Source organism: Candidatus Methylacidiphilales bacterium (genome assembly GCA_028713655.1).
GTDB lineage: Bacteria > Verrucomicrobiota > Verrucomicrobiia > Methylacidiphilales > JAAUTS01 > JAQTNW01.
On sequence record JAQTNW010000029.1, the window covers coordinates 19,358 to 43,181 of the forward strand.

The 23,824-nt window shown below is 56.1% G+C and carries 22 protein-coding genes and 1 tRNA gene; 16 read left to right on the forward strand and 7 right to left on the reverse strand.

Going from position 1 to position 23,824, the window contains the following annotated elements; all coding sequences use genetic code 11:
* Window positions 1-12 precede the first annotated feature (12 nt).
* Together PHD76_10310 and PHD76_10315 are read right to left on the reverse strand one after the other, a co-directional pair.
* On the reverse strand, window positions 13-438 hold the full coding sequence (locus PHD76_10310; GenBank protein MDD5262225.1) for a helix-turn-helix domain-containing protein: 426 nt from the start codon (window positions 436-438) through the stop codon (window positions 13-15).
* Window positions 435-803, reverse strand: coding sequence for a type II toxin-antitoxin system HigB family toxin (locus PHD76_10315; protein ID MDD5262226.1), 369 nt, complete (start codon window positions 801-803; stop codon window positions 435-437). Before PHD76_10315 ends, PHD76_10310 begins: the two co-directional genes overlap by 4 nt.
* Window positions 804-868: 65 nt before the next feature.
* On the opposite strand from PHD76_10315, the gene PHD76_10320 reads away from it, so the two are divergent.
* From PHD76_10320 to PHD76_10335, 4 genes are read left to right on the forward strand one after another with little or no spacing between them, the layout of a single operon-like run.
* A complete protein-coding gene (locus tag PHD76_10320; GenBank protein ID MDD5262227.1) occupies window positions 869-3,412 on the forward strand; it encodes a circularly permuted type 2 ATP-grasp protein in 2,544 nt (847 codons plus the stop codon).
* Window positions 3,409-4,287: a transglutaminase family protein gene (locus PHD76_10325; protein ID MDD5262228.1), complete on the forward strand. Its 879-nt coding sequence runs from the start codon at window positions 3,409-3,411 to the stop codon at window positions 4,285-4,287. Before PHD76_10320 ends, PHD76_10325 begins: the two co-directional genes overlap by 4 nt.
* Complete coding sequence (locus tag PHD76_10330) at window positions 4,284-5,150, forward strand: transglutaminase family protein (protein ID MDD5262229.1); 867 nt, start codon at window positions 4,284-4,286, stop codon at window positions 5,148-5,150. The genes PHD76_10325 and PHD76_10330 overlap by 4 nt, the downstream gene beginning before the upstream one ends.
* Window positions 5,151-5,158: 8 nt before the next feature.
* The gene (locus PHD76_10335) at window positions 5,159-7,333 is read left to right on the forward strand and encodes a transglutaminase family protein (protein MDD5262230.1); all 2,175 of its coding nucleotides are present in this window, start codon (window positions 5,159-5,161) and stop codon (window positions 7,331-7,333) included.
* Between the two features lie 38 nt (window positions 7,334-7,371).
* On the opposite strand, the gene PHD76_10340 is transcribed toward PHD76_10335, so the two are convergent.
* The 3 genes from PHD76_10340 to PHD76_10350 form a co-directional block, all read right to left on the reverse strand.
* Window positions 7,372-7,445, reverse strand: a tRNA-Gln gene (locus PHD76_10340).
* Between the two features lie 114 nt (window positions 7,446-7,559).
* Window positions 7,560-8,156, reverse strand: a complete 597-nt coding sequence (gene purN, locus PHD76_10345) for a phosphoribosylglycinamide formyltransferase (GenBank protein ID MDD5262231.1) — start codon at window positions 8,154-8,156, stop codon at window positions 7,560-7,562.
* Window positions 8,153-8,605, reverse strand: coding sequence for an adenylyltransferase/cytidyltransferase family protein (locus tag PHD76_10350; protein ID MDD5262232.1), 453 nt, complete (start codon window positions 8,603-8,605; stop codon window positions 8,153-8,155). The genes purN and PHD76_10350 overlap by 4 nt, the downstream gene beginning before the upstream one ends.
* Before the next feature lie 130 nt (window positions 8,606-8,735).
* Here PHD76_10350 and PHD76_10355 point away from each other — a divergent pair, with 130 nt between their 5' ends.
* The 5 genes from PHD76_10355 (at window position 8,736) to PHD76_10375 (ending at window position 12,316) form a co-directional block, all read left to right on the forward strand.
* On the forward strand, window positions 8,736-10,211 hold the full coding sequence (locus PHD76_10355) for a glycosyltransferase (protein ID MDD5262233.1): 1,476 nt from the start codon (window positions 8,736-8,738) through the stop codon (window positions 10,209-10,211).
* 9 nt (window positions 10,212-10,220) lie between these two features.
* Window positions 10,221-10,493 (forward strand): hypothetical protein, encoded by a 273-nt coding sequence (locus PHD76_10360; GenBank protein MDD5262234.1) that lies wholly within the window; start codon window positions 10,221-10,223, stop codon window positions 10,491-10,493.
* A complete protein-coding gene (locus PHD76_10365) occupies window positions 10,490-10,771 on the forward strand; it encodes a CopG family antitoxin (protein MDD5262235.1) in 282 nt (93 codons plus the stop codon). Before PHD76_10360 ends, PHD76_10365 begins: the two co-directional genes overlap by 4 nt.
* 298 nt (window positions 10,772-11,069) lie before the next feature.
* Window positions 11,070-11,648, forward strand: a complete 579-nt coding sequence (locus PHD76_10370; GenBank protein ID MDD5262236.1) for a type II secretion system protein — start codon at window positions 11,070-11,072, stop codon at window positions 11,646-11,648.
* Window positions 11,649-11,653: 5 nt separating this feature from the next.
* The gene (locus PHD76_10375) at window positions 11,654-12,316 is read left to right on the forward strand and encodes a prepilin-type N-terminal cleavage/methylation domain-containing protein (protein ID MDD5262237.1); all 663 of its coding nucleotides are present in this window, start codon (window positions 11,654-11,656) and stop codon (window positions 12,314-12,316) included.
* A gap of 272 nt (window positions 12,317-12,588) precedes the next feature.
* Here the strand turns inward: PHD76_10375 and PHD76_10380 are convergent, their stop codons facing one another.
* Window positions 12,589-13,779 carry a PLP-dependent aminotransferase family protein gene (locus PHD76_10380; protein MDD5262238.1) on the reverse strand — a complete coding sequence of 397 codons (1,191 nt, stop codon included), beginning with the start codon at window positions 13,777-13,779 and terminating at the stop codon, window positions 12,589-12,591.
* A gap of 109 nt (window positions 13,780-13,888) precedes the next feature.
* Here PHD76_10380 and gcvT point away from each other — a divergent pair, with 109 nt between their 5' ends.
* The 6 genes from gcvT (at window position 13,889) to PHD76_10410 (ending at window position 20,590) form a co-directional block, all read left to right on the forward strand.
* Window positions 13,889-14,995, forward strand: a complete 1,107-nt coding sequence (gcvT, locus tag PHD76_10385; GenBank protein ID MDD5262239.1) for a glycine cleavage system aminomethyltransferase GcvT — start codon at window positions 13,889-13,891, stop codon at window positions 14,993-14,995.
* Window positions 14,992-15,372: a glycine cleavage system protein GcvH gene (gene gcvH / locus PHD76_10390; protein ID MDD5262240.1), complete on the forward strand. Its 381-nt coding sequence runs from the start codon at window positions 14,992-14,994 to the stop codon at window positions 15,370-15,372. The genes gcvT and gcvH overlap by 4 nt, the downstream gene beginning before the upstream one ends.
* A gap of 10 nt (window positions 15,373-15,382) precedes the next feature.
* The gene (locus tag PHD76_10395; protein MDD5262241.1) at window positions 15,383-15,985 is read left to right on the forward strand and encodes a hypothetical protein; all 603 of its coding nucleotides are present in this window, start codon (window positions 15,383-15,385) and stop codon (window positions 15,983-15,985) included.
* On the forward strand, window positions 15,982-16,836 hold the full coding sequence (locus PHD76_10400) for a hypothetical protein (protein MDD5262242.1): 855 nt from the start codon (window positions 15,982-15,984) through the stop codon (window positions 16,834-16,836). The genes PHD76_10395 and PHD76_10400 overlap by 4 nt, the downstream gene beginning before the upstream one ends.
* A gap of 161 nt (window positions 16,837-16,997) precedes the next feature.
* A complete protein-coding gene (locus PHD76_10405) occupies window positions 16,998-19,796 on the forward strand; it encodes a valine--tRNA ligase (protein ID MDD5262243.1) in 2,799 nt (932 codons plus the stop codon).
* A 434-nt stretch (window positions 19,797-20,230) separates the two neighbouring features.
* Window positions 20,231-20,590, forward strand: coding sequence for a cyclic nucleotide-binding domain-containing protein (locus PHD76_10410; GenBank protein MDD5262244.1), 360 nt, complete (start codon window positions 20,231-20,233; stop codon window positions 20,588-20,590).
* 9 nt (window positions 20,591-20,599) lie between these two features.
* Here PHD76_10410 and metG read toward each other — a convergent pair whose 3' ends face one another.
* The gene (gene metG, locus PHD76_10415) at window positions 20,600-22,144 is read right to left on the reverse strand and encodes a methionine--tRNA ligase (GenBank protein MDD5262245.1); all 1,545 of its coding nucleotides are present in this window, start codon (window positions 22,142-22,144) and stop codon (window positions 20,600-20,602) included.
* Between the two features lie 1,099 nt (window positions 22,145-23,243).
* Between metG and PHD76_10420 the strand changes: the two genes are divergently transcribed.
* Window positions 23,244-23,824: sialate O-acetylesterase (locus PHD76_10420; GenBank protein ID MDD5262246.1), on the forward strand; the 581-nt coding region annotated here is incomplete at its 3' end.

The following is a 23,824-nucleotide window of genomic DNA, read 5'->3' on the forward strand; positions in this document are numbered from 1 at the left end:
CGGTCGGAGGCTTTAATCCAAAAAAATCCCTGGATTCACTGCAAAATGTTTCGCCAATTTTGAGATGTGTTCCGCTGTCAAGTACCGTTCCCCGCGCACAATTCTGGCTCCCAGGCTGCGGTCAACTCCAAGCAAGGCCGCAAGTTGGCTGGCATTCATACCGTTTTCTTGAAGCAGATATTTAAGCGCCTCCAATGGAGCCATCTTCCTAACTTTAACAGGAGCGCACTCCTCCTCGTAATCTGCAATGATGTCGGAAAGCAGATCGAGGTAATCTTCCTGCTCCACATTAAGCTTGTGTCCCGCCAGGAGATCCACCATTTCGGTGGAGTTTTCCAACTCCATCTTGTCATGAATAGGGCGGGGCAGGAGCAGAAGGCACAGCCCTTCGTAAGTCTTGGGAAGTTCGTCAAATGAGAGCGCGGCGATTTTTTTCATAAGGTTTCCTTCCATTTCTCCTTGTCATATTCAGCATGTGTCATGAATCGTAATACAAATACTTTGTGTCGGTCATAATGAATTGCCGTAATGAGCCTATAATCGTTGCCTCCGATGTTGAACACCACCACGTTCCGTTCGGAATCCACCCGAACTTGATCGGCATGGCCATACGTTTTTCGGACATCATCAAACCGTTTCCAGTCAGCAACTCTTACAGTCGCCAGCCATTTTTCCAACGGGCTTTTGGCTTTCGGATAGGTTGGCCAATACCCACGTATCCGTGATTCCTTAATCACCCGCATGTGGACAATTTGTCCTACTCCCTCCAAATTGTCAATAGCAGTACTTGGGAGCTCCTTCATCCCCAAGCACGGAAATTTCATTTACAAGCCACCGGAGTCGTCCATTTTTCCCCCTTACTCATATAATGGCCGTCAGCAGAAAACATTTCTCCGCCTCCGAACCGCTGTCCGAGCCCGCCTCGGCCGACACGGCCGATTTTCTCCGAAGCTTGCGGAATTTGCCCCCATCCGAACTGCGCAAACGGCAGCAAAAAATGGAAGCGCTCGCGCTGGACCTCGGCATCCATTTCAGCCTGAACGGGCAATCCGGACTCCTCGACCGCCAGTGGAAATTCGACATCATCCCGCACATCATTCCGCAGCAGGAATGGAATCTGATCGAAGCCGGCCTCATCCAGCGCACGCGCGCATTCAGCAGGTTTCTTTCCGACCTGTATTCGGAACAAAAAATCCTCAAGGAAAAGGTCATCCCCTATCATCTTGTTTTCGAGGACCCATCCTATCTTTTCGAATACAGCAACATCCCCACCCCGCGGGACATCAACATCCTCATCGGCGCGGTCGATCTGGTCCGCGGCACGGACGGACGCTGGTTCGCCACCCAAAACCATTACTCAACGCCCTTCGGCATTTCCTTCATCCTCCAAAACCGGCGGATGCTGACCCAGGCATTTCCGGAGATATTCCAGACTTTCAATGCCTGCCCGGTTTCCTCCTTCAGCACGGAATTGGTCGAACGCATTTCCTCGCTTTCGGACAAGCCGAACCCGCACATCGTCCTGTTGAGCCACAGCACCACGCTGGATAATTTTTTCGAGGAAAGCTTTCTCGCGCGCCGCATGGGCGTGGCCATTGTCAAGCCCGCCGACCTCATCGTTCGCGAGAACTGCGTCTATCTGAAAACGATCCGGGGCCTTGAGCAGGTCGATGTCATTTACCGGCGCCTGGAAAGCCGCTCCATCGATCCCATCGCGTTTCGCGGCGCCTCGCAGCAGGGCATTCCGGGTCTGGTCAACTGCGCGCGCCAGGGCAAGGTGGCCATCGCGAACGCGCTGGGCTGTGGCGTTGCGGACAACAAGGCGCTGCTCCGGTATTCGGACTCGATCATCCGTTTCTATCTTCAGGAACAACCGCTGCTCCCCACGCTGCCCACCTATAATTGCCGCGACTACGACCAGCTCGAATATGTAAAAGCCAACCTCGGCAGCCTTTTGTTGCGCCCGGTCCAGCGCCAGGACAGCCATCAGCGCTGGGTGTTGCACAAGCCCCGCGATGCCTACGAAGGCGCAATGGAAAAAATGCTGCGCGAAAATCCAGCTTCCATCGTCGCGCATCCCAAAATCGACGTGACGGGAATTCCGCGCTTTGAAAACGGGCGGATGATCCCACGCCCTGCTTTTCTACGCGCTTTCCTCCTCATGGGTGAAAACCCGCTGGTTCTGCCCGGGGGATTGACGCGGCAAAGTCTGCCGTCCGACAACCGCCACATCGTGGCCAACCTCGCATCGGGCGTGAAAGACACCTGGGTGCATGGCGGAAATGAACGCCCGACAAGCAGCGCCTCCCGGACGCGCAACGCCTGGGCGCCTCGCGAGTTCAAAATTCCCAGCCGCGTCGCGGAAAGCCTGTACTGGATCGGACGCTACACCGAACGGGCGGAAAACACATCCCGCATGCTGCACGTGCTTGAAGAACTGGGTTGGTCGCAGTTGGGCCGCCGCGAACGCCGCAATGTGTGGCCGCTCTGGCAGGCTGTGGCGTCCTCCACCGGCCAGAATGATTATCTCAAAATCAAAAGCCCTCCCGCCCAGGTCTCCGGCCTGAGCCGGCGCCTCATCAGCGGGCGGGACAACACCGCCTCCGTCTTTTTTTGCATCACCCTGGCCAACCAGAACGCCCAAGACATCCGTGAATTCATCACGCCCGAGGTTTGGGCCGTCCTCAGCCGTTTTATGCGCCGGCTGGAACAACGCTGCCAGGACAACACGGCGCCGGCCTTGTCACTTCAGGAAATCTGCCAGGCCAGCGTCGATGAAATCGCCTGCCTCAACGGCACCATTCTCCGGACGATGCCGCATGATGACAGTTGGGAGTTCTACCGCCTCGGCACGCTTCTGGAGCGCGCCATCTGCACCGTGACGGTCCTCGACATCGTTCTCAGCAGCGCCTTGAAAAATCTGGACCCGTCCGGAGGACAGGACCCAGACCTGACTTCGCTCCTCCGCCTCCTGAGTTCGCTTGACGCCTACCAGCGCGAATTCCGCTCGCGCACCTATGTCGGCCAGGTGGCCGAATTGCTCTGGCGAAAATCCGAGGCGCCCAGTTCGGTCGCGTACTGCTGCAAACACATCCTGTATGCGCTGCGCAGCGTGCTGGGCGCAGGCGAGACAGATCCGGGTTCCCCGCTCCACCACGCGCAAACGGTGCTGGAGCACATCGGCAACATCCGCTGTGAAACGCTTTTTCCGCGGGACGCGTTCGAGGCCGATGTGGCCGGGCCTTCAAACCTGCCCAACATCCTCCAGTTGCAGGCCCGTGTGAAACAGGAGAGTTCCTACCTGGAACAGCATCTCCTGCGCCTCCATGAATTGGTCGAGGACCGTTTTTTCAGCCACCAGATGGACTATCCAAACGGAGGAAATAACGGCGCCCTGCCGCGTGATCCATGAGATTCCGCATTGTCCACCACACGGAATATCTCTACCGCATGCCGGCCTCCGAGTCATATGCGGAATTGCGCATTTGCCCCCAGACCTGCGAAACCCAAACGGTCCTGTCCCACAAACTTGAAATCACCCCGCATGCCTCCGTGGGCCATTACACGGATTACCTCGGCAACATTGTGGAATTCTTCTCAATCCCCTACCGGCACAACCGGCTCATCGTCCGCGCGTCGGCGGAAGTTGAAACGCATGAAATCACGCCGCCTGCCAACGCGCTGGGAGTCACGGTCGCGGAAGCGCTGCAAATCTACCGCAGCCAGATGCTCCCCTTGTATCCCTATCTGCGGCCGACCGACCGCGTCCCGCTGCACCAGGTGCTGCTCCCGCTGCGCCGGGATTTCATCAAGCCCGCGCAAAACCTGGGCGAGGCGATACTCGATCTCAACCGCTGGGTCCGCAAACATTTCAAATACAAACCCGGCGCCACCGACGTCGGCACCCCGCTTGCAACCTTTATCCGGCAACGGCGCGGCGTCTGTCAGGACTTCGCGCATCTCATGCTCGGCATCCTGCGCACCTACGGCATCCCGGCGCGTTATGTCAGCGGTTATATCGAGGCTTACGATCCCTCCACAAACGCCGATAAACTCGTTGGCGCCACCGCAAGTCATGCCTGGGTGGAGGTTTTTCTGCCGGGCGGATTCTGGTGGGGCCTTGACCCGACCAACAATCAGGAGGCCGGGCCCCGGCATGTGAAGGTCGCCGTCGGGACCGACTATGTCGATGCCGCCCCGCTCAAGGGCACCTACAAGGGCGACCGGGGTCAGGAATTGGAAGTCATGGTGTCGGTAAAACGCAAAAAGAAACAGGTCACGGCATGAAACTAAACGTCCAGCACAGCACCACCTATCAATATGACGAGAAAGTCGCTTTCACGCCGCACAAAATCCTGCTCCGGCCGCGCGAAGACCCGCACATCCGCGTTTGTGAATTCCATATCCAGACTTTTCCCCAGTCCGATCTCAAATGGTCCCGGGACGCGTTTGAAAACAGCATCGCCACGGCCTATTTCACGGGTGAATCCCGGCAGTTGCTGATCCAGGCGGGAATGACCGTCGAACTGCTCCAGGACAACCCCTTCGACTTCATCATTGAGCCCTATGCGGCCACGCACCCGTTTCAGTATAACGGCGACGAGCTGGAGGCCCTGCAAGGGTACTTGAGCAACACAGGCATGGAATGTGCTTCTCTGGATGCCTGGATCCAATCCACCATGACAACCCTGCCGGATCAAACGTTGCAACTGCTGACCACGCTCAACCGGGCCATCTATGAAAAAATCCAATACCGGCGCCGGGAGGAAAGCGGCGTCCAATCGCCCGATGAAACTTTGCGCCTGAATTCCGGCAGTTGCCGGGATCTTGCCAGCCTCTTCATGGCGGCCTGCCACAGTCTTGGCCTGGCCACGCGCTATGTCAGTGGTTATCTGTATGCTCCGGAGGAACCGGGTAAATCCAGCAACCGCGCCGCGGGTTCCATGCACGCCTGGGCCGAGGTGTACCTTCCAGGGGCCGGATGGAAAGGATTCGATCCGACCAACGGTGTGCTGGCCACCAACTTTTTTATCCCCGTGGCCGTTTCAACGCGCCCGGCCTGGACCAGCCCCATCCAGGGCGCTTACAGCAAAAGCCATCCGGTGGACAGCCAACTTATCGCCGAAGTGTCCGTCACCCGCCTCGAATAACATCCGCAATGAAAAAAAGCCGCAGCCCCTTGGAGACTCCCTACAGCCGCCCGGTTTGGAAGCAAATCCGGAACTGCGCCCGAAAAGTCGAAGCTGCAGTGAAAGACTCCGGCGCCCTGCTGACCATGGGAGGAGAACCCACCTTTGTGCCGCTGAACCCGGAAGGCGCCGAATGGAACGTCGATGCCCTCGGCCCCACAAAACTTTCCTACGCCCGCAGGTTCGCACTCGAGTTTATCCGGGAATTTTTCCCCGGCGCCCTGCTCACGCAGACCTACGGAAAACTTTACCCCGGCGAACCGCTTCCACGCTGGAGCCTGCTGGTCCATATCCATCCCAATCGCCGTCTCTGGAACGAGCCCGAACGCCTGCTCGCCGGCCCGCCGTCCGCGGACAATACAATCGAATCAGCCAGACACTTCGCCCAAAAACTGGCCCAAAGAATCGGCCTTCAAACCTATCTTTACGAAGCCGCCAATCCGGAGACGCCCGCCACCGCCCAAGGCTGCGTATTGCCATTGGATTACACGCACGACAACTGGATCAGCGGCAAATGGCCCTATCGGGATGATGAATATATCGTACTCATACCCGGAGACAGTTCCATGGGATTGCGCCTGCCGTTGAACCTGCTGCCGGAGAGTTGTCTGAAGCAAGCCTTGACTGTTGAAATCAAGGACGGGGGGCTGGACGTCTTCATCCCCCCCCTCAGCCTTGAACCCTATCTGAACCTGATCGGGCACATTGAAGCCCTGGCTGCGGAGCTTGACGTGCAGGATCTGGTCATTTCCGGCTACCCGCCCGGCAAAGACGAGCTGCTCGAACGCTACGCCTTCACCTCGGACCCCGGCGTGATTGAAGTCAATCTCCCGCCCGCCGGCAATTGGTCCGAACATGCCCGGCAACTGAAAATGCTCTATCACGCGGCGCACAAAAGCGGGCTCTGCGCGCACAAACTCCATTTCAACGGACGGGCGGTCGCCACCGGCGGCGGCGCGCACATTTGTTTCGGCGGGCCAAAACCCGAACTCAGCCCCATCTTTCACCTGCCGGATCTGCTCCCCAGCATCCTCCGCTACTGGCAGCATCATCCTTCGCTCAGCTACCTTTTTTCCGGCCAGTCCGTCGGCCCGGGCTCGCAGGCGCCACGGATCGACGAGAGCACCTATGACGCCCTAACAGAACTTGAAATTGCCTTTGACGGGTCGGCAAGCCTTTCCCACGACCCGGATTTATTCGGCATGCTGTTCCGGGACCTGATCACCGACCGCAGCGGCAACACGCACCGGGCCGAGATCAGCATCGACAAGCTGTGGAATCCATCCCAACCCAACGGCACCTGTGGTATCCTGGAATTCCGCGCCTTTGAGTCCCAGCCCGACTGCGAGCGCGCGGCCGCTGTCGGACTTTTTATTCGCGCCATCATCGCCATGCTCGCGCGGAACCCGTTCAAGAAAAATCTCCTGCGCTGGGGACAAGCCCTGCACGACCGCTTTTTTCTGCCCTCCATTCTCTGGTTGGATCTTGGCGACGTGGCGGCGGACTTGAGAAAGGCCGGCATTCCGTTCGATGTCTCCTGGCTTCGGCCCCATTTCGATTTTCGCTTCCCGACGGCCGGCCTCATGCCCGCGGGCAAGGAAACACTGACAGTTCGTTATGCGATAGAAGCCTGGCCCCTGCTGGGCGAACAGCCCGCCGGCCCGTTGACAGTCCGCTCCGTGGATTCCAGCACCGAGCGCATCGAACTGTCCCTCAGCTCTCCCAAGGCGCTCGACAAGGGGCTGCTGCAAATCAACGGAATTCCCGTGCCGTTTAAAGTTGAGAAAAAACTGGCGGTGGCCGCGCTGCGCTACCGGGCCTTCCATACCCTCCCTTCACTCCACCCGCACATACCCGCCCAGACCCCGTTGTTGCTGGAATGGGTCAGCCTGAAAAACGGCCAGGTCCAATCCGCGGTCAAATGGCACAGTTGGCAGCCCAACCACCAACCCTATCCGAGCCGTCCTGCGGATTGTGAGGAGGCGCAAAATCGATGCCGGGAACGCTGGGTCCCCCAACCGGATTTGATTGGCTCAAAACGCAAAATTCCCAGGAAATGGGACGGGCAATCAAAAACATTCACCACCGATTTGCGCCGTTTGCACAGTGATATCTCAAATTTGAAATCTAAAACAAAAATTTGAGATTTCAGATTTCAAATGGCGCTCGCAGAGCGCACCCCTGGCTACCCGACATGGATTCGAACCATGACTAAAGGAACCAAAATCCTTTGTGCTACCGTTACACCATCGGGTATGAGATGGATAAGGGGAAATAAAATACCATCGAACCGGGAGCAGGCAATCTATTTAGCCTGCATATTTCATGCTGATTTTGAGAATCGAGCTATTGACGGTGAAACATCCGGGTTCAAGGTGAGGGAATAATCCCCTGCGCAATCCGTTGCAAGACCGAGGGCAGTAGCGCGTGTTCCGCCACCTGGATTCGTTGGTGAAGCGTTTCCGCCGTGTGACCCGGCAACACCGGCACGCGCGCCTGATCGATGATTGCGCCGCCATCGACTGTTTCATCCACCCAGTGCACGGTGCAGCCGGTTTCACGCACCCCTGCTTTCAAAGCCTGTTCCCATGCGTGGAGCCCCGGGAAAGCCGGCAGCAAGGAGGGATGAATATTAATAATCCGGCCTTTAAAAGCCTGGAGCAGCGGTTGTTTGACTACCCGCATGTAGCCGGCGAGCACAACCCAATCAACCCCGGCCTTCTTCAAAGCTTCGGACAATTGTGTTTCAATCCCGGGCTCCAGCCTGGTCTTAAATGCGCTTGCAGGGCACTGGTAAACCGGCAGGGAACGCTTGCGGGCTTCCTCGAGAATCAGAGCGGAGGATAAATCACTGGCCACGAGATTGATGCGGGCGGTTAATTTTCCGGAGGCGATCGCATCCGCGATTGCGACAAAATTCGATCCGCGGCCCGAGCCGAGAATGCCCAGATTCACGGGTTCGCTCACAAGGTCCCACCGGCTTTTTTTATCATGGCCGAGGTGGATTTCCCGGGCACCAGTGGGAGGATGCGGATCACCCCGCCGGCTTTTTTGATGACAGCCACCTCGTCCCGGTCAAGCTGGTCTTCCGTGTAATCCCCGCCCTTTACATAGATATCAGGCTGGACCAACTCCAAAAAACGCACCGCGCGGGGTTCTGGAAAAATGACCACGGCATCCACCGGTTTCAAGGCCCCCAACAGCTCGGCGCGGTCCGCTTCGGAGTTAAGAGGGCGGGAAGGGCCTTTGAGGGCGCGGACAGAATCGTCGCCATTAATCCCCACAATCAGGACATCTCCCAGTTGACGGGCGGCGCACAAATAGCGTAAATGGCCGGTATGAAGCACGTCAAAACAGCCGTTGGTCACGACAACCCGGCGGCCGAACCGTTTCTGCTCCTGTCGCCAAAGTGGCAATTGTTCTAAGGAAATGGTAAACTGCATTTTACAAATAATCTTGACCCTTAAAACCTAAGCAGCAACATGCGCTTTTGTGCAACCTGAAATTTTAAAAGGAATCGGAATCATATCCGTCTGATTTGCTACTATGCTCGGGATTCTGTGGTTAATTACATATGGGCTGGTCGTAACGGGGCTCTCGCTTTACGGGATGCACCGGTTCTGGATGATTTTTACCTATTATCGCCATAAAAAGCACAGCATTAAACCGCTGGGCAAATTGCGCGAGCTGCCCGTCGTCACAATCCAACTCCCGGTCTATAATGAAATCTATGTCGTGGAGCGCTTGATCCGCTCGGTGGCGGCCATCGGGTATCCGCAGGAAAAACTTGAAATCCAGGTCTTGGACGATTCAACAGACGACACGTCGGATGTGATCCACAAGCTTGTCGAAGAGTTGTCCCAGCGGGGATTTGACATCAAACACCTGCACCGCAGCAATCGCTTTGGATTCAAGGCCGGCGCGCTGCAAAATGGCCTCCAGACCGCGCGCGGCGAATTCATCGCCATTTTCGACGCGGATTTTATTCCCCCGGAAAATATTCTCCGCGACACCATCCAGTATTTCAGCGATCCCCAGGTGGGAATGATTCAAACCCGCTGGGGGCATATCAACCGCGGGTATAATCTCCTGACGCGGGTGCAGGCTCTCCTCCTGGACGGCCATTTGCTGATCGAACAAACTGCCCGCAACCGCAGCGGACGATTTTTTAATTTCAACGGCACGGCCGGCGTCTGGCGCAAAACCAGCATTGTGGACGCCGGAGGCTGGCAGCATGACACGCTGACCGAGGATTTGGATTTGAGCTACCGCGCACAATTGAAGGGGTGGAAATTTATTTTCGTGCCCGATGTGGTGACTCCCGCCGAACTGCCGGTCGATATGAACTCCTTCAAAGCGCAGCAGCACCGCTGGGCCAAGGGCGCCATCCAGACCTGCCGCAAATTACTGCCTGAAATCTGCCGGAGCAAACTGCCTTTTAAAACCAAACTGGAAGCCATTTTTCATCTGACATCCAACTTCGCCTACCTGTTACTGGCGGCTCTTGCCGTGCTGGTCCAGCCGGACCCCGCTTATTCGGGATTCCATTGGAAGTCCGTGCTGGCCGTTGATGTGCCGATTTTCTGCATGGCGTCGCTCTCCATTTTTGTCTTTTATGGCGCGGTTTTGATCGAACTGAAAAAACAATGGTACAAGATCCCGTTCTACATCCCCATGCTGATTGCCACCGGGATCGGGCTTTGCCTCAACAATGCACGGGCTGTGCTCGAGGCCTTGTTCAACCGCCAGTCCGAATTCACCCGCACACCCAAGTACGGGATCCGCACCGGAGTCGAAACCTGGTTTGGAAAACGCTATATCGCGGGAAAATCATTCCTCCCACTGCTGGAGCTCACCTTGTCCGCCTATTACGGCTATTTTATCTGGTTTGCCATCCGGCACCAACTTTGGGTTTCCCTCCCCTTTTTCTGGCTGTTTTTCCTCGGTTTCGGCTATGCTGGCCTCCTCTCATTGGCTCAATCCCTTCCGTTTTCACTTTCCTCCCTGAAAGTGAAGGTGTAAGTAATCCCAATGGAATTTGACTGGAGCATCTTCACTCCAACGGGCACTCATCCAGATGAAGTGGCTGAAAGCTTTGAAGACCCCTTTTCCCTGAGACTAATGCCGGACGCCGGGGCGATTGCAGACCAGTCCCGTTTTTTTTGTCTGGGAATGAGTTTGCGGAAAAAAGCCCTGTTTTCCGTGTATAGTTCGGACGGCAAACAAATCCGCATCCTGGCCTCCCGTGAAATGACGGAAGAGGAATTGTTTTTCTACAATCGCAAAACCCGGGAGTCGTTATGACGCTCAAAATCGTCTCCCACTGGGATGAAGTCCCGCACTTTGCCTCCCCGCAGGAGGAGGCTGATTTCTGGCAGGCGCACCAGTTGGACGGCCGTTTGATGCAGGCCGCCTGTTTCAAGCCGGATAACACCGAATCGACCACCATCACGCTGCGCATGGATCCGCGCATGCTTGCAAGGCTCAAGCGGCTTGCCAATCAACGGTATTTGAATTACCAGAGCATGTTGAAACAATGGGTGGCCGAACGGCTCGAAAAGGAAATGGAAGGGCGCTCCTGACACTCACAAATACAATGTTCACCGCAGAGTCGCAGAGGACGCAGAGTTTTTTTGAATTTATATCCTCCCTAGATCTATTTTCCGCACAAGATCGCATGTGCACTTCATGGGACACGAGCCCCCGTATTTGTTTTTCCCATCCCGTGAATCCTGTTCATCCTGTCAAAATGTGTTTTGTGCTGCCTTTCCATCTGTGTTTATCCGTGCCATCCGTGGTTCAAATGTTTTGCTTTGCGTTAATGCTCGTATGCCCCCGCTTTGCGGTTTACAAACCCCAAAATCGGAATAGATTTAAATTATGAGCATTGCATTAAAGTTCCCCCATTTCCGCCGGGGTTTCACGCTGATTGAGCTTCTGGTCGTCATCACGATCATCGGCATCCTGGCAGGTCTGGCATTTCCGGCCATCCAAGGCGCACTGAATGCCGCCAAAAAGACCCAGGCGTCCAACATGGTCAACCAATTACGCACCGCCATGACCAGCTACCAGACCGAATACGGTACCTGGCCCAGCACGATCACCGACGAAAACCCTTTTGACCCGGGAATCAAACTCTACAAAATGCTCATCGGCCAGGATAGCCCGGTTGGCACCAATCCGCGGCAAATTGTCTTCATGGAATTCAATCTGAAGGATTTAAGGGCATCATCCAGCGCTACAGCGCCTCCGTCGGATGCCTCGACTGCCACCACCTTTGTTGATCCCTGGAACCAGGCCTACCAGATGGAACTGGACACCAATTACGATAATCAACTGGCCATGCCTGGAGGAACTGGAGGAACCATTAACGCCGCGATAGCCGTGTGGTCCACCGGTCTTCCGGTAAATGGCGCCGCCAATACCGATACCACAAAATTCCTAAGCAGTTGGAAATAATGTCGATGAAGACAGGACGCTTTGCTTTTACTTTGATTGAGCTGCTGGTGGTGATCACGATCATTGCCATTTTAAGCGGGCTCGTCCTCGGCGTGGCGGGTAACGTCAATAGAAAAGCCGGCACCAGTCGCGCCAAGGCCGAAATCATGGCCATCGACCTGGCTTTGGAACGCTATAAAACCGACAATGGAGATTATCCTTCAACCAGCTTCATTACCATCAGCAATGGCATTTATACAGGCAACCCAAGCGCATATATTGGAACAAGCCCCACTCTGGGAGCAAGCACACCCGGAGGCTCGGGGGGATGCCTTCTCTTTACCTACCTGATGGGACGATCCAGTTTTCAAACGTCTTCCACCAGTCAGACATCTGTAACTTCCGGTTATACACAGTACATGGAACTGAAGTCGAACCAAGTCGGTGCTCCTATGGGCAGTTCCTACATTCAGGACCCCTTCGGGTATGCCTACGGTTATTTTTACAAATATGACGCTGCTATACCGGGTGATTCAAATGCTTCGGACAAATCCCTCTTCAATTCAGTTCAACCCGATGTCTGGAGCACCGCCGGGCAAACCGCCACAGCTTCCAGTACCGTCGCCAGCGGCACCGCCACAACTTACGCGGTCTATCTGAATTGGGTGAAAAATTGGGGCTCCCAGTGAATATTTTCACCCATGGGTGAAAATATTCACATGCTTCGGCGCGAAACCACGCCGAAGTTTCCCGGCACACCTTCATCCGCAGATTGAACAGATTCACGCAGGTTTTCAGAACTAAAACCTTCTGTTCCATTTTTACTCTTCCTGCTCGCGACACAGGTCGGAGTTAGCGGCCAATCTTCTACCGGTTTCAGGTTTTTAGTTTCAAGTCTCAGATTTTGGCGTTCCTTATCCGTATTTATCCGTGTCCATCTGTGGTTCTATCGAATCTATTTTTATATTTCCAGTAACTCAGCCAGAATCCGGATCCCTTTTTCCAAATCCGATTCCTCCGCCCGCGCGCAATTCAAACGCAGGCAGCCCCGCCGCGCAGGCGATGTCAGAAAAACCTCGCCCCGCGCAAAACTCACACCCCGGGATTTTGCACGCTCGGACCATGCGGCCGAATCCAGTTTGTACGGCAACTCCACCCAGAGCAAAAATCCACCCTGCGGATCCGAGACTTTCGTGCCCGCTGGAAAATGTTGCAACACGGCACGGCGCACTGATTCCCGGCGGCGGCGGCATTGGGCGTGAAGTTTTGCCAGGTGCCGCTCCAACCCGCCCCGCTGAAGAAATGCGCACAGGGTTGCCTCTGCAACAACGGAGCTATGCAGGTCGGAATTGCATTTCAGGCGCGCCACGCGCTCAAACCATTTTCCGGGAAGCATGCAGCCCACGCGAAGCCCGGGGGAAACCGACTTGCAAAAACTGCTCACATAAATCACATGGGAGCCGTCGTCATAGGCCCTGACCGGATTCGGCGCCCCGCCGTCGCACAGTTCCCCATAAATGTCGTCTTCAATCACCACGATCCCCAGTTCCCCGCACAGGCGGGCCAGATCCTTGCGCTTAACAGGCGAAAGGGTCGCCCCGCTTGGATTGGAAAGCGAGGAACAGACCACCAGGCACTTCGGACGGTGCTTTTTCAGCAACAGCGCCGCCACGTCAAGAAGCAGGCCTGAGTTCATATCGACCGGCAACGGCAGCACCCGGGCCCCCGTCGCGTAAATTTGCTCCAGCATGTTGTAATACCCGGGGCTTTCACAGGCCACAAGGTCGCCCGGCCCGGTCAGAGTGGAAATGGCCAGGTGCAACGCCTGGGTGCAACCCGTTGTCAACAGCACATCTTCAGGCCCGGCCCGGACGCCGCGTTTCACCAGATTTCGCGCGATCTGACCCCTCAATCCGGCGTGGCCCTCCGGCCTTTGATACGCCCACATCTCGCGCCCCTCAAGCGCCGTGGCGGAACGAAAAGCCTGCTTCAACTCCTCCACAGGCAAAAGGGAGGGGGACGGCACACCCGCAGCCAGATTGATCAACCCCGGCTTTTCGACCTGCCGCATGAATTCCAATAAACCGGTTGGCGGGCCGTATCGTACCGGCCTGCCTGTGGCGCATAATCCGGTTTTTTCAGACAATTTCATTCATTCCTTGTTCTGCTTTTTTTACTCATGTCAAGTGTGAGATCTCCAGCCGAAAACTTCAACTCCAACTGCGTTGACATCCGGCGTATCGTCTCCATACCATTTCCTAATGTCTGAGACCACAAATCTCCTTCGAACCCCACTCGCAGACGTGCATCAGGAACTCGGCGCCAAAATGGTGGAGTTTGGAGGATGGCTCATGCCCGTCCACTACACGAGCATCCTCCAGGAACATAAGGCCATCCGCAGCACTGCCGGACTGTTCGATATCTCACACATGGGCGAACTTGTCGTCAAAGGAACCGGTTCGGAGGCCTGGGTCAATTCCCTCTTCTGCAACGACATCCGCAAGATTTCCCCAGGCTGGGGCCAATACACCCTCCTTCTCAATGAAAGCGGCGGCACAGTCGATGACTTGATTATCTATCGCCTGGCCGACCAGGAATTTCTGCTCGTCGTCAATGCCTCCCAGATCGAGAAGGATTTCAAGTGGCTGGAACGCCGCCTCGGCCCCAATGTTACCATTGAAAACCAAAGCGAGGAATTTGCGGCTATTGCCCTCCAAGGCCCCAAATCGGAGGGCGTCTTCCGCAAACTATTCGACTCGGAAAAACGCCCTCTCAAACGAAACCAATTCATCGAAACACCTTACAAGGGGAAGAGTGTTCTTGTCGCCCGCACAGGATACACGGGGGAGGACGGTTTTGAAATATTCCTGTCGCCCGAACTCGCCACTCCCCTCTGGAAGGATCTTCTAAAGCACGGGGAGCTTGTCTCATGCGTCTCTGCCGGACTGGGCTGCCGCGACACCCTCCGCCTCGAAGCCTGCTACCCGCTCTATGGCCATGAACTGTCCCAGTCCATCTCGCCGCTGGAAGCCGGGCTGGACCACTTTGTTTCATTCGACAAACCGGAAAAATTTGTCGGCAACGAACCCCTTCGTGAGCAAAAGGAAAGCGGCATCACCCGCTCCGTGGCCGCGTTTGAAATCACCGGGCCTGGAGCGCCTCCGCGCGCGCAATATCCGGTTTTTGCAAAAAACAACCAGATCGGTGAGGTGACCAGCGGCAGCCACTCCCCCACCCTGAACAAAGGCATCGGCCTCGCTCTGATCGCCAGGGATTTCGCCAAGCCCGGTACCGAGATTGAAATCGAAGTGCGCGGCAAACGCCAGCCGGCCCGCGTCGTGAAAAAACCCTTTTACTCCAATTTATGAGCAATATCCCCAATAACTTGAAATACACCGACACCCACGAATGGGTACTGGCCGAAAACGGCATTGCAACCGTCGGGATCACCGACCATGCGCAATCCGAGCTGAGCGATGTGGTCTATGTCGAACTGCCGGCCGTCGGCAAGGCCTTCAAAGCAAAGGAGACCGTCGCCGTGGTCGAAAGCGTAAAAGCCGCTTCCGACATTTATGCGCCGGTTTCCGGAACCGTGACCGAGGTGAATAAAAACCTCTCGAATGATCCCGGTCTGGTCAATCGCTCGCCCTATGAGCAGGCCTGGATGTTCAAGCTCAAGCTGTCAGATGCCGGGGAACTCAACAGCCTCAGGGACGCAGGGGCTTACAAGTCCAAAATCGGATAACCCGCGCGCCATGCCGGAAATCAGCCTAACACGAATCGACCCCACGCTGCTTGAATGGTCCGCGTTCGATCCCCAGGTCAAAACCCTCCTCACCTCGCATGCCATCTGCAATGCCGGAAAAGTGGTGTTGATCGACCCTATTCTGCCGGACGCCGCCGTCATGGCCGCCATTTCCGAAATGGGCATGCCGTGCGGCATCTTCCTGACAAACGGCAACCATGAACGCGCCAGCAAAAAGTTAAGCAAGCTGCTGAACATCCCCGTGGCGTCGCCCGCTTTCGCCGTGAAGGAATTTTCCTTCAAGCCCGACATCATCCTCGACGGCCTCACCCAGATTTACGGATTCAAACCCATCGCAATCCCGGGCGCCGCCCTTGGCGAACACGCTCTCTATTGCCCGAAAACCCAGACACTTTGTATCGGCGATGCTCTGATCAACTTCCCCTCCACCGGTTTGGCCATCCTGCCGGATAAATACTGCCTCGACCCCGCTTTGCTGAAAAAATCACTGCGCCCCCTCACCCTGCTCAAAATTCAAACCCTGATTTTTTCCCACGGCAGCCCGATGCACCATCCCATGCCCGCCTTGAAGAAACTGATTGGGGCATCATGAAAAAAATTCCCGTGTTCGTTTTGCTGCTGTGCTGGGCCGCCGCTTGCCCCGCCCAGGAGAACCGCCTCAAACCCTCGGATAGCGCCGTCACGCAACGCCTGAAGACACCGGGCCAAACTGAGACACCCCAAAAAATCACAAACCAGCTTGAGAAATTCTTCAACACGATTCAAGCCGGCGACGCCAAGCTGGCTTTCTTCGGCCTCTTTGAGGGCAGCAAACTCGAAAAGGAAGGCGAAGTGGTGGACAAATCCGTGAGCATCACCGAGAACACCCTTCAAAAATGCGGGAGGCTCGAATCCTACGATCCCATGGAATCACGCCTCTACGGGACCCGGCTCCTTTCCGTATCCTACATCACCGTGCATGGCGACAAATTTTTCCGCTGGGCCTTTATCTACCAAAACCCCTCGGGCAATGATTGGAGCCTGATCAAGTTCAGCGTGGACAACATGAGGGACTTTCTGCCCGCCTACCCGATCGCCACAAACCCGCCCGACAACATCCAACTCAAACTCGAAAAATTCTTCCTCGCCCTCGAAAGCGACCGCACGGACGACGGGTTTAACGATTTGGTGAAGGATTCCGTCCTTCAAAATTCCACGGACCAGGTCAGCGCCTTCGTCGCAAAAACCAACGAAGCGCTCAAGGGCTATGGGAAAATGAAATCCTACGAACTGTTCGACAACCGCCAGATTTGCAGAAAACTGCGGCTCCTGACCTACATCAGTTATCTCGAACACAAGCCCCTGCGCTGGCAGTTTGTTTTTACAACCGCCAAGGATGGGAAGTGGTCGCTCCAAAACGTGCGCGTGGACGACCAGCTCGAAGAAGCCATCGCGGGGCAATGAACCTGGCCTGGCTTGCGCTGGCAGAGCTTTGCCTTGCTTCTGACTCCTGAATTCTGACCTCTGCCTTTTCTCCACGTCCTTCGCGATCTTCCTGTAAGATCGTGTTTTTAATCTTATCCCCCTTGCCTGCCACCCGGAAGGCTGTAGAGTCTTTCTTTCCTATGCCTGAACTCGCCAAAGCGTACGACCCCTCCCTCGTGGAGGACAAACTCTATGCCCGCTGGCTGGAGCAGAACAGCTTCCACGCCGACCCCGGCAGTTCCAAGCCGCCGTATTCCATTGTCATCCCCCCTCCCAACGTCACTGGCGTGCTCACCATGGGGCATGTGCTCAACAACACCATCCAGGACATCCTCATCCGCCGGGCGCGTCTCCAGGGCAAGGAGGCCCTCTGGCTGCCGGGCACCGACCACGCCGGCCTCGCCACGCAAACCGCCGTCGAAAAAGCCCTCCGTAAACCCGCTGAACTCCCGGCCAACGTGCGCGAGGTTTTGGAGTCCCTCGACCATGTCTGGGACAAGGCCGCAGGCAAACCCAAGGCCCCGCTCACCCGCCACAACATCGGGCGCGAAGCCATGCTCAAGCTTGTCTGGGCTTGGACGAAGGACCGCGGCGGCATCATCATCCAACAGTTGAAAAAACTCGGCTGCTCCTGCGATTGGAAACGGGAACGTTTCACCATGGACGAAGCCTATCACCGCGATGTGATTAACGCCTTCATCACCCTCTACAAAAAGGGCTACATCTACCGCGGCAAACGCATGGTCAACTGGTGCCCCGCCTCCCACACCGCCCTCTCCGACGAGGAGGTCATTCCCACCCCGCAAAAAAGCAAGCTCTACACCATGCGCTACGAGATCGCGGAACTGCCCGGCCAATTTTTGGAGATCGCCACCACCCGCCCGGAAACCCTCATGGGTGATTCCGCCGTGGCCGTCAATCCCACCGACGAACGCTACAAGCATCTCGTCGGGAAACATTGCTGGCGCCCTTTCCCCCGCGCCCAAATCCCCATCATCGCCGACGCGCATATCGACCCGGCCTTCGGCACCGGCGTGCTTAAAGTCACCCCCGCGCATGACAAGGCCGACTTCGAGATCGGCCAGCGCCATCAGCTCCCGATCATTGATATCCTGCACTGCGATGGAAAAATAAATTGCCCGGCGGTACCGGAACTCGACGGTCTCGACCGTTTTGATGCCAGGAAAAAAGCCGTGGAAATGCTCCAAACCGGCGGCGCATTGGTGAAGGAAGAAGCCTACGAGAACAATATCGGCTTCAGCGAGCGCGGACAGGTGCCGGTCGAGCCGCGCCTTTCCGAGCAATGGTTCCTCGACTACCGCAAGATGCTTAACGGCCGGATGATCGAGGAGGCTCTCGCAACCGTCCGGGACAAGGTCATTCGCTTCTATCCGGATCGCTGGGAAAAAGTCTATGCCCACTGGCTGGAAAACATTCAGGACTGGTGCCTCTCCCGCCAGGTCTATTGGGGCCATCGCATCCCCGTTTGGTATCATTACCCAGGTAGCTCTAGTATTAGACCAGACAATATATCTATTCGTGATTACATGGACAGACCGGATGCTGGCAAATTACAAGAAATACGTGTACAAATGGACTCGCCAGGGATAGATTGGATACAAGATTCCGACTCGCTCGACACCTGGGCTTCCTCCTGGCTCTGGGCCTATGCCACGATGGACACCAAAACCCGGAAAAAATTCTATCCCACCAGCACGCTCGTCACGGGCCCTGACATCATCTTCCTTTGGGTCGCCCGCATGATCATCGCCGGCCTGGAATTCAACCCAGCGGAATCCGCCGCCGCTCCCGGAAGCCCCGAATACGCGCAGGCCAACCGGGCCTTCCAGGATGTTTATTTTACCGGCATCATTCGCGACCATCAGGGCCGGAAAATGTCGAAGTCGCTCGGCAATTCCCCCGATCCGCTGGATCTCATCGCCAAGTATGGCGCCGACGGACTGCGCTTCGGCCTGATGCGCATCGCGCCGCAGGGTCTGGACATCCGCTTCGACGAAAAACAAATCGAGGAAGGCCGGAACTTTTGCAACAAACTCTGGAATGCCTGCCGCTTCCGCGCCATGCAGGGCCCCATCGATCCCAAGGCCGATCCGTTCGGAAAAAAGCTGACACCCTACTCGGCTCATCTGCTGGCACGGCTCGACAAACTCATCGACACCGTCGAAGCCGGATTTGAAAAATACGAGTTCAGCGCGGTCGCTTCGGCCATCTACGGATTTGTCTGGGACGATTTGTGTTCGCGCTTTCTGGAAACCGCCAAGGCCGATTTCGCGGATCCCGCATCGCCCACACGGGCAGGAACGCTCGCAACCATCGACCATGTGTTGTCGCAAGTCTTGCGCCTGCTTCATCCCTTCGCGCCGTTCATCACCGAGGAAATCTGGATCGAACTCGGCTTTGCCACGGAAACCATCCAGTTCACGGATTGGCCGGTTAAATCCGGCAAAGCGATTGACTCCGTCGCAGTTGAGTATGCGGACAAGACCTACGCGCTCATCGACGCCTCGCGCCGCCTGCGCGGCGAGTTCCAGATTCCGCTGGGCAAAAAATTGGATTTCAAACTGCACAGTGAAAAGGCTCTTTCACAATCGGAACTGGCCCTGCTCAGTCCGTTGCTCGGCGCGCAATCGCTCGAAATCATCAGCGCACCCCTGGCAAAAACACCCGTCGCGCTCACGCCGTTGGGCGATCTCTATCTGCCGTTGACCGGGCTCATCGACGTCGAAAAAGAAAAGCAGCGACTGGAAAAAGAAATCGCCAAGGCCCAGGCTTCGCTGGAACGGGAATCCAAAAAACTCGAGAACACCGCCATGCTCGCCAAGGCCCCGCCGGAGAAGGTGGAAGAATGGCGCGCGCTCAAAGCCGAGGCCGAATCGCAACTGGCAAAGTTCCGAGAGCAACTCGTTTCGCTGGGTTGATGCACACTATGGTGGGACGACCGCTGTGTCGTCCCGCTTGTTTTGGGCTGGAACCAGCCGCATCGACCCCCCTGGCAAGTTCCCCATTATACACAAGTACTGGATCGCCACGCCCCGATACCCGCCGTAGGCGGCGTGATCAGGGCTCGCGATGACGCACAGCCCGGGTCCGCATGCTTGGCTGGCACTATGCCTCACGCACCCGCGTTCCGCCGCGGCGGACGAGGAGCGTAGCGACGCGGCAATCCAGAAGTCCTATCCATCCCTTCTGCTCCGAAGTATTTCGATGTTAATCCTGTCATATCCCAGCACTGCCGGATTGCATCCCGCCCCAGGCCGTATTAAATTCAGACACGAACTTCCTCGCCCCCATCCATATCTTTGCCGGCGTTTCAACGGAAGCGCTGGATTTCCTTGAAAGTCTCGCCCGCCCGGTGGAACTTCAACCCGGCGACTTCGTCTTTCACGAAGGCGAAATCAGCAATGTCTTTTATGTCATCGACCACGGAAGCGTCGAAATCATCAAGGACGCCGATTCCGCAGCCCCGACGCTCATCGCGACGCTACGCGATGACGATTTTTTCGGTGAAATGAGCATGCTGGAATGCCTGAAACGTTGCGCCTCGGCGCGCTGTGCGACTGCCGTCAAGTTATACGCCCTACACAGCACCGACCTGCACAAGCTCTACCATCGCTGGCCGGACCAATACGCGATTGTGATCCTGAACATCGCGCGCGACCTCTCCCGCCGCCTCCACGCCCTGGACGATATCTTCGCCGCCCGCGCGCATTAAAAGGCAAACCTAGCTTTGCGGCGCTGCAAGCTCAATTCTCGGAAAAAGCGGCTCAGCCTTGCCTACCCGCGTGCCCTGCGGAATCGACGGCCACACCGGCGCACTTCTTCCCGGCAAAACCGGCAAGCCGCCCAATTGCAGCAGGATTTTTTCCACCGTGCCGGGCAGGATCGGTTCCAACTCGCCCGCCAACAGATAAATCCCCGACGCGAGTTCGCCCAGGACCACGTCCAGCCGCCCCGATAATGCGGGATCTTTTGCCAGCTTCCACGGGGCCGACTCTTCGACATACTGGTTGGCTCGGGCGACGCCCTTCCACAATTCCATGATCGCAACGTGGATCTGCAACTTGTCCATGTTGGAGCGATAGGATTCCACAGCCGCCAGGATATCACCACGCAGGCTTTGGTCTGCGGGAGTAATGGCCTCCTGCTTGATGGACGGAACAACTCCTTCGCGATAGCGGGTAATCATCGAAACCGCCCGGTTGACCAGATTACCAAGGGTATTGCCCAGTTCGCCCTGGTAACGCAGGTGAAATTGTTCGGCTGAAAAATCCGCGTCGTAGCCCAACGCCATCTCGCGCATGACGAAATAGCGGAAGGCGTCCACGCCGTAGCTCTCGATCAGGTCCAACGGATCCACGACGTTGCCGACCGACTTGCTCATTTTTTCCCGATTCTGCGTCCACCAGCCGTGAACGAGCAGGAGCCGCGGCAACGGAAGCTTGAGCGCTTTTAGCATGATAGGCCAGTAGATGGCATGGGCCGGGACCATGATGTCCTTCCCGATCACATGCACCGCGGGCCAGCGCTCGCCGACTTTTTCACCGTCGTAGCCGATGATGGAAATATAATTGATCAACGCGTCAAACCACACGTAGGTCACCTGCTCCGCGTCGAAGGGCAGCGGGATGCCCCAGGCCAGCCGCGATTTCGGACGCGAAATACAAAGGTCGGGAATGGGCGCTTCCAACGCACCGAGAACTTCCTTGGTGCGGAAGGAGGGGTAAATCCAATCGGGATTCTTTTCCAATTCCCCGCGCAGCCAGTCCTGATATTTCGCCAGCCGGAAGAAATAAACTTTTTCCTCAAGTTCGATCACCTCGCCGAATGATTCAGGAAATTTTCCGCTCACACGGTCTTTTTCGGTCAAAAACTGTTCCTGCCGGGTGCTGTAAAAACCTTTGTAAACATCCGGATAAATTTCGCCGTCATCGTACAGCTTTTGCAGGACGCGCTGGACCACGGTCTTGTGCCGGGGCTGCGTCGTTCGCACAAAATCGTCGAAGGAAACGTTCAGGCGACGGTACAGGCTTTCAAAACGACCGGCCATTTCGTCGCAAAATTCCTGCGGCTCCCGACCCTGCTTCTGGGCGCTTTGCTGGACTTTGATCCCGTGCTCATCGACTCCGGTCAGAAAAAAAACGGATTCGCCACGGCGGCGATGGTGGCGCGCCAGGACATCGGTCAGCACCTTTTCATAGGCATGGCCGAGGTGCGGGTTGCCGTTGACGTAATCGATGGCGGTGGTGATGTAAAACCGTTCGGGCATAACCTGTCGATTCTAATGCGGGGCCGATAATTGGCAAGCTCTTGAAAATTTAACCACGAAGACACCAAGACACGAAGGAAAACCTTTTTGAGTTAAAACCAAAACCGGTTTACTCCTGCTCTTACTCTATCTTCATCTATCTCTATCTCGAATGGCTGAAAGCTGGATCGCCACGGCCCAACTCCGACATGCGTCGCGAATGTTCCAGATGGGCCTCGCGATGACGAAACGTGTGGAGATCGACGCCCGCTGGCACAATACCTCACGCACCGCGTCATTGCGAGGAGCGGAGCGACGCGACAATCCAGAAGACTCATTTTTTAATTGGAATTTGAATACTTTTTACAGGAAGTACGCAAAGGTTAAGGAATCCGAGCGCTGAAGGCGCGGATTTATATGATTTTTAGAATTAATTGGAGCATCAACATGCTCGACCATAGGAACGAACCCATTACGATTCCAGCAAACATACGAAAAGGGCTGCGGACAGGATGCGGCTGAAAAACACTCTTCCTCACCACAACCGCTTTAGCCCAGACATCACCGTATCCCTGTTGAAGCGGCCCCTCTTTCATCGACATGTATCCGATATGGCCAAAGAACAGGACATCTATATGGTAAGGCAAGTCACGGATAGTTGACCCTTTTAAGGTTGCCGGACTCCCGTCCGTTTGAACAACTCGCAAATCAGTTTTCCGATGGTGACGGTGCCAAACCCCTCGGAAGCTGCATGGTAAAGGAATGCTCCAAAAATACTCAAACCAAACCCTGTGAATTTGTGCTGGCTTATTAATTGGAGCCAGTCCGGCGTAAGCAACCCGCGGCGATTGAGAACAATAAATTTGCCGGACGCAAACGCCAGTCATAAGCACCATCAAGCTGCATATAAAGCCCAATCGCGTTATCATGGTTTTTATCAACGTCTAGAGTTCAGGCATACGGGACAACCAGCGTGAGCCGCGAAGCGGAACTGGCCTGTCCTCCATAGCCCCAGCGACGGAGGAAGCGGCCAGGAACCAGAGGTGCGGCGACATCCGGGCTACAAGCAGAGAATTTCCGTGACCGGTGTGAAGTAAGCAGGTTAGCTTGATAAACCATTATGAAGATTCTTTCCGGACTTTCGGAAGGCCAGGTTTTGCAACGGCAGGGCTCCAAGGGCGCCTCTCTCAAACTATCTGGTACTTGCGCCAAACCCGGCCCCCTCACGATCACGATTGCCTCAAAAAAAGGCGCTCTCAAAGGTTGGAAAAATCGGGCCGCAGGCCGCGCCGTAAAAGGGAATTTTACAATCCGCGTCGCAGGCATTCCAGCGGGTGGGCCTTACCGGCTGGAGTTGCGTTGCAACAAGGCCGCAACAAGCATCCGGGAATTTTTCGCGGGCGATGTCTGGTTGCTCGCCGGACAAAGCAACATGCAGGGTGTCGGCAACATGTCGGAAGCACCCCGTCCGCATCCCCTGATCCAGAGTTTTTCGATGCGCTGCGAATGGATGCGAGCCGCTGAGCCCTTGCATGTGATGTTGGAATCACCCGATTTTTGCCACCACGGCAGCAAACAATGCACGGCGGAGGAATCGAAAAAGATCCGGCGCACAAGCTACAAGGGCGTGGGGCCCGGCCTGTGGTTTGCACACGAAATGCTGCGGCGCACGGGCGTACCCCAGGGCTTGATTTGCGCCGC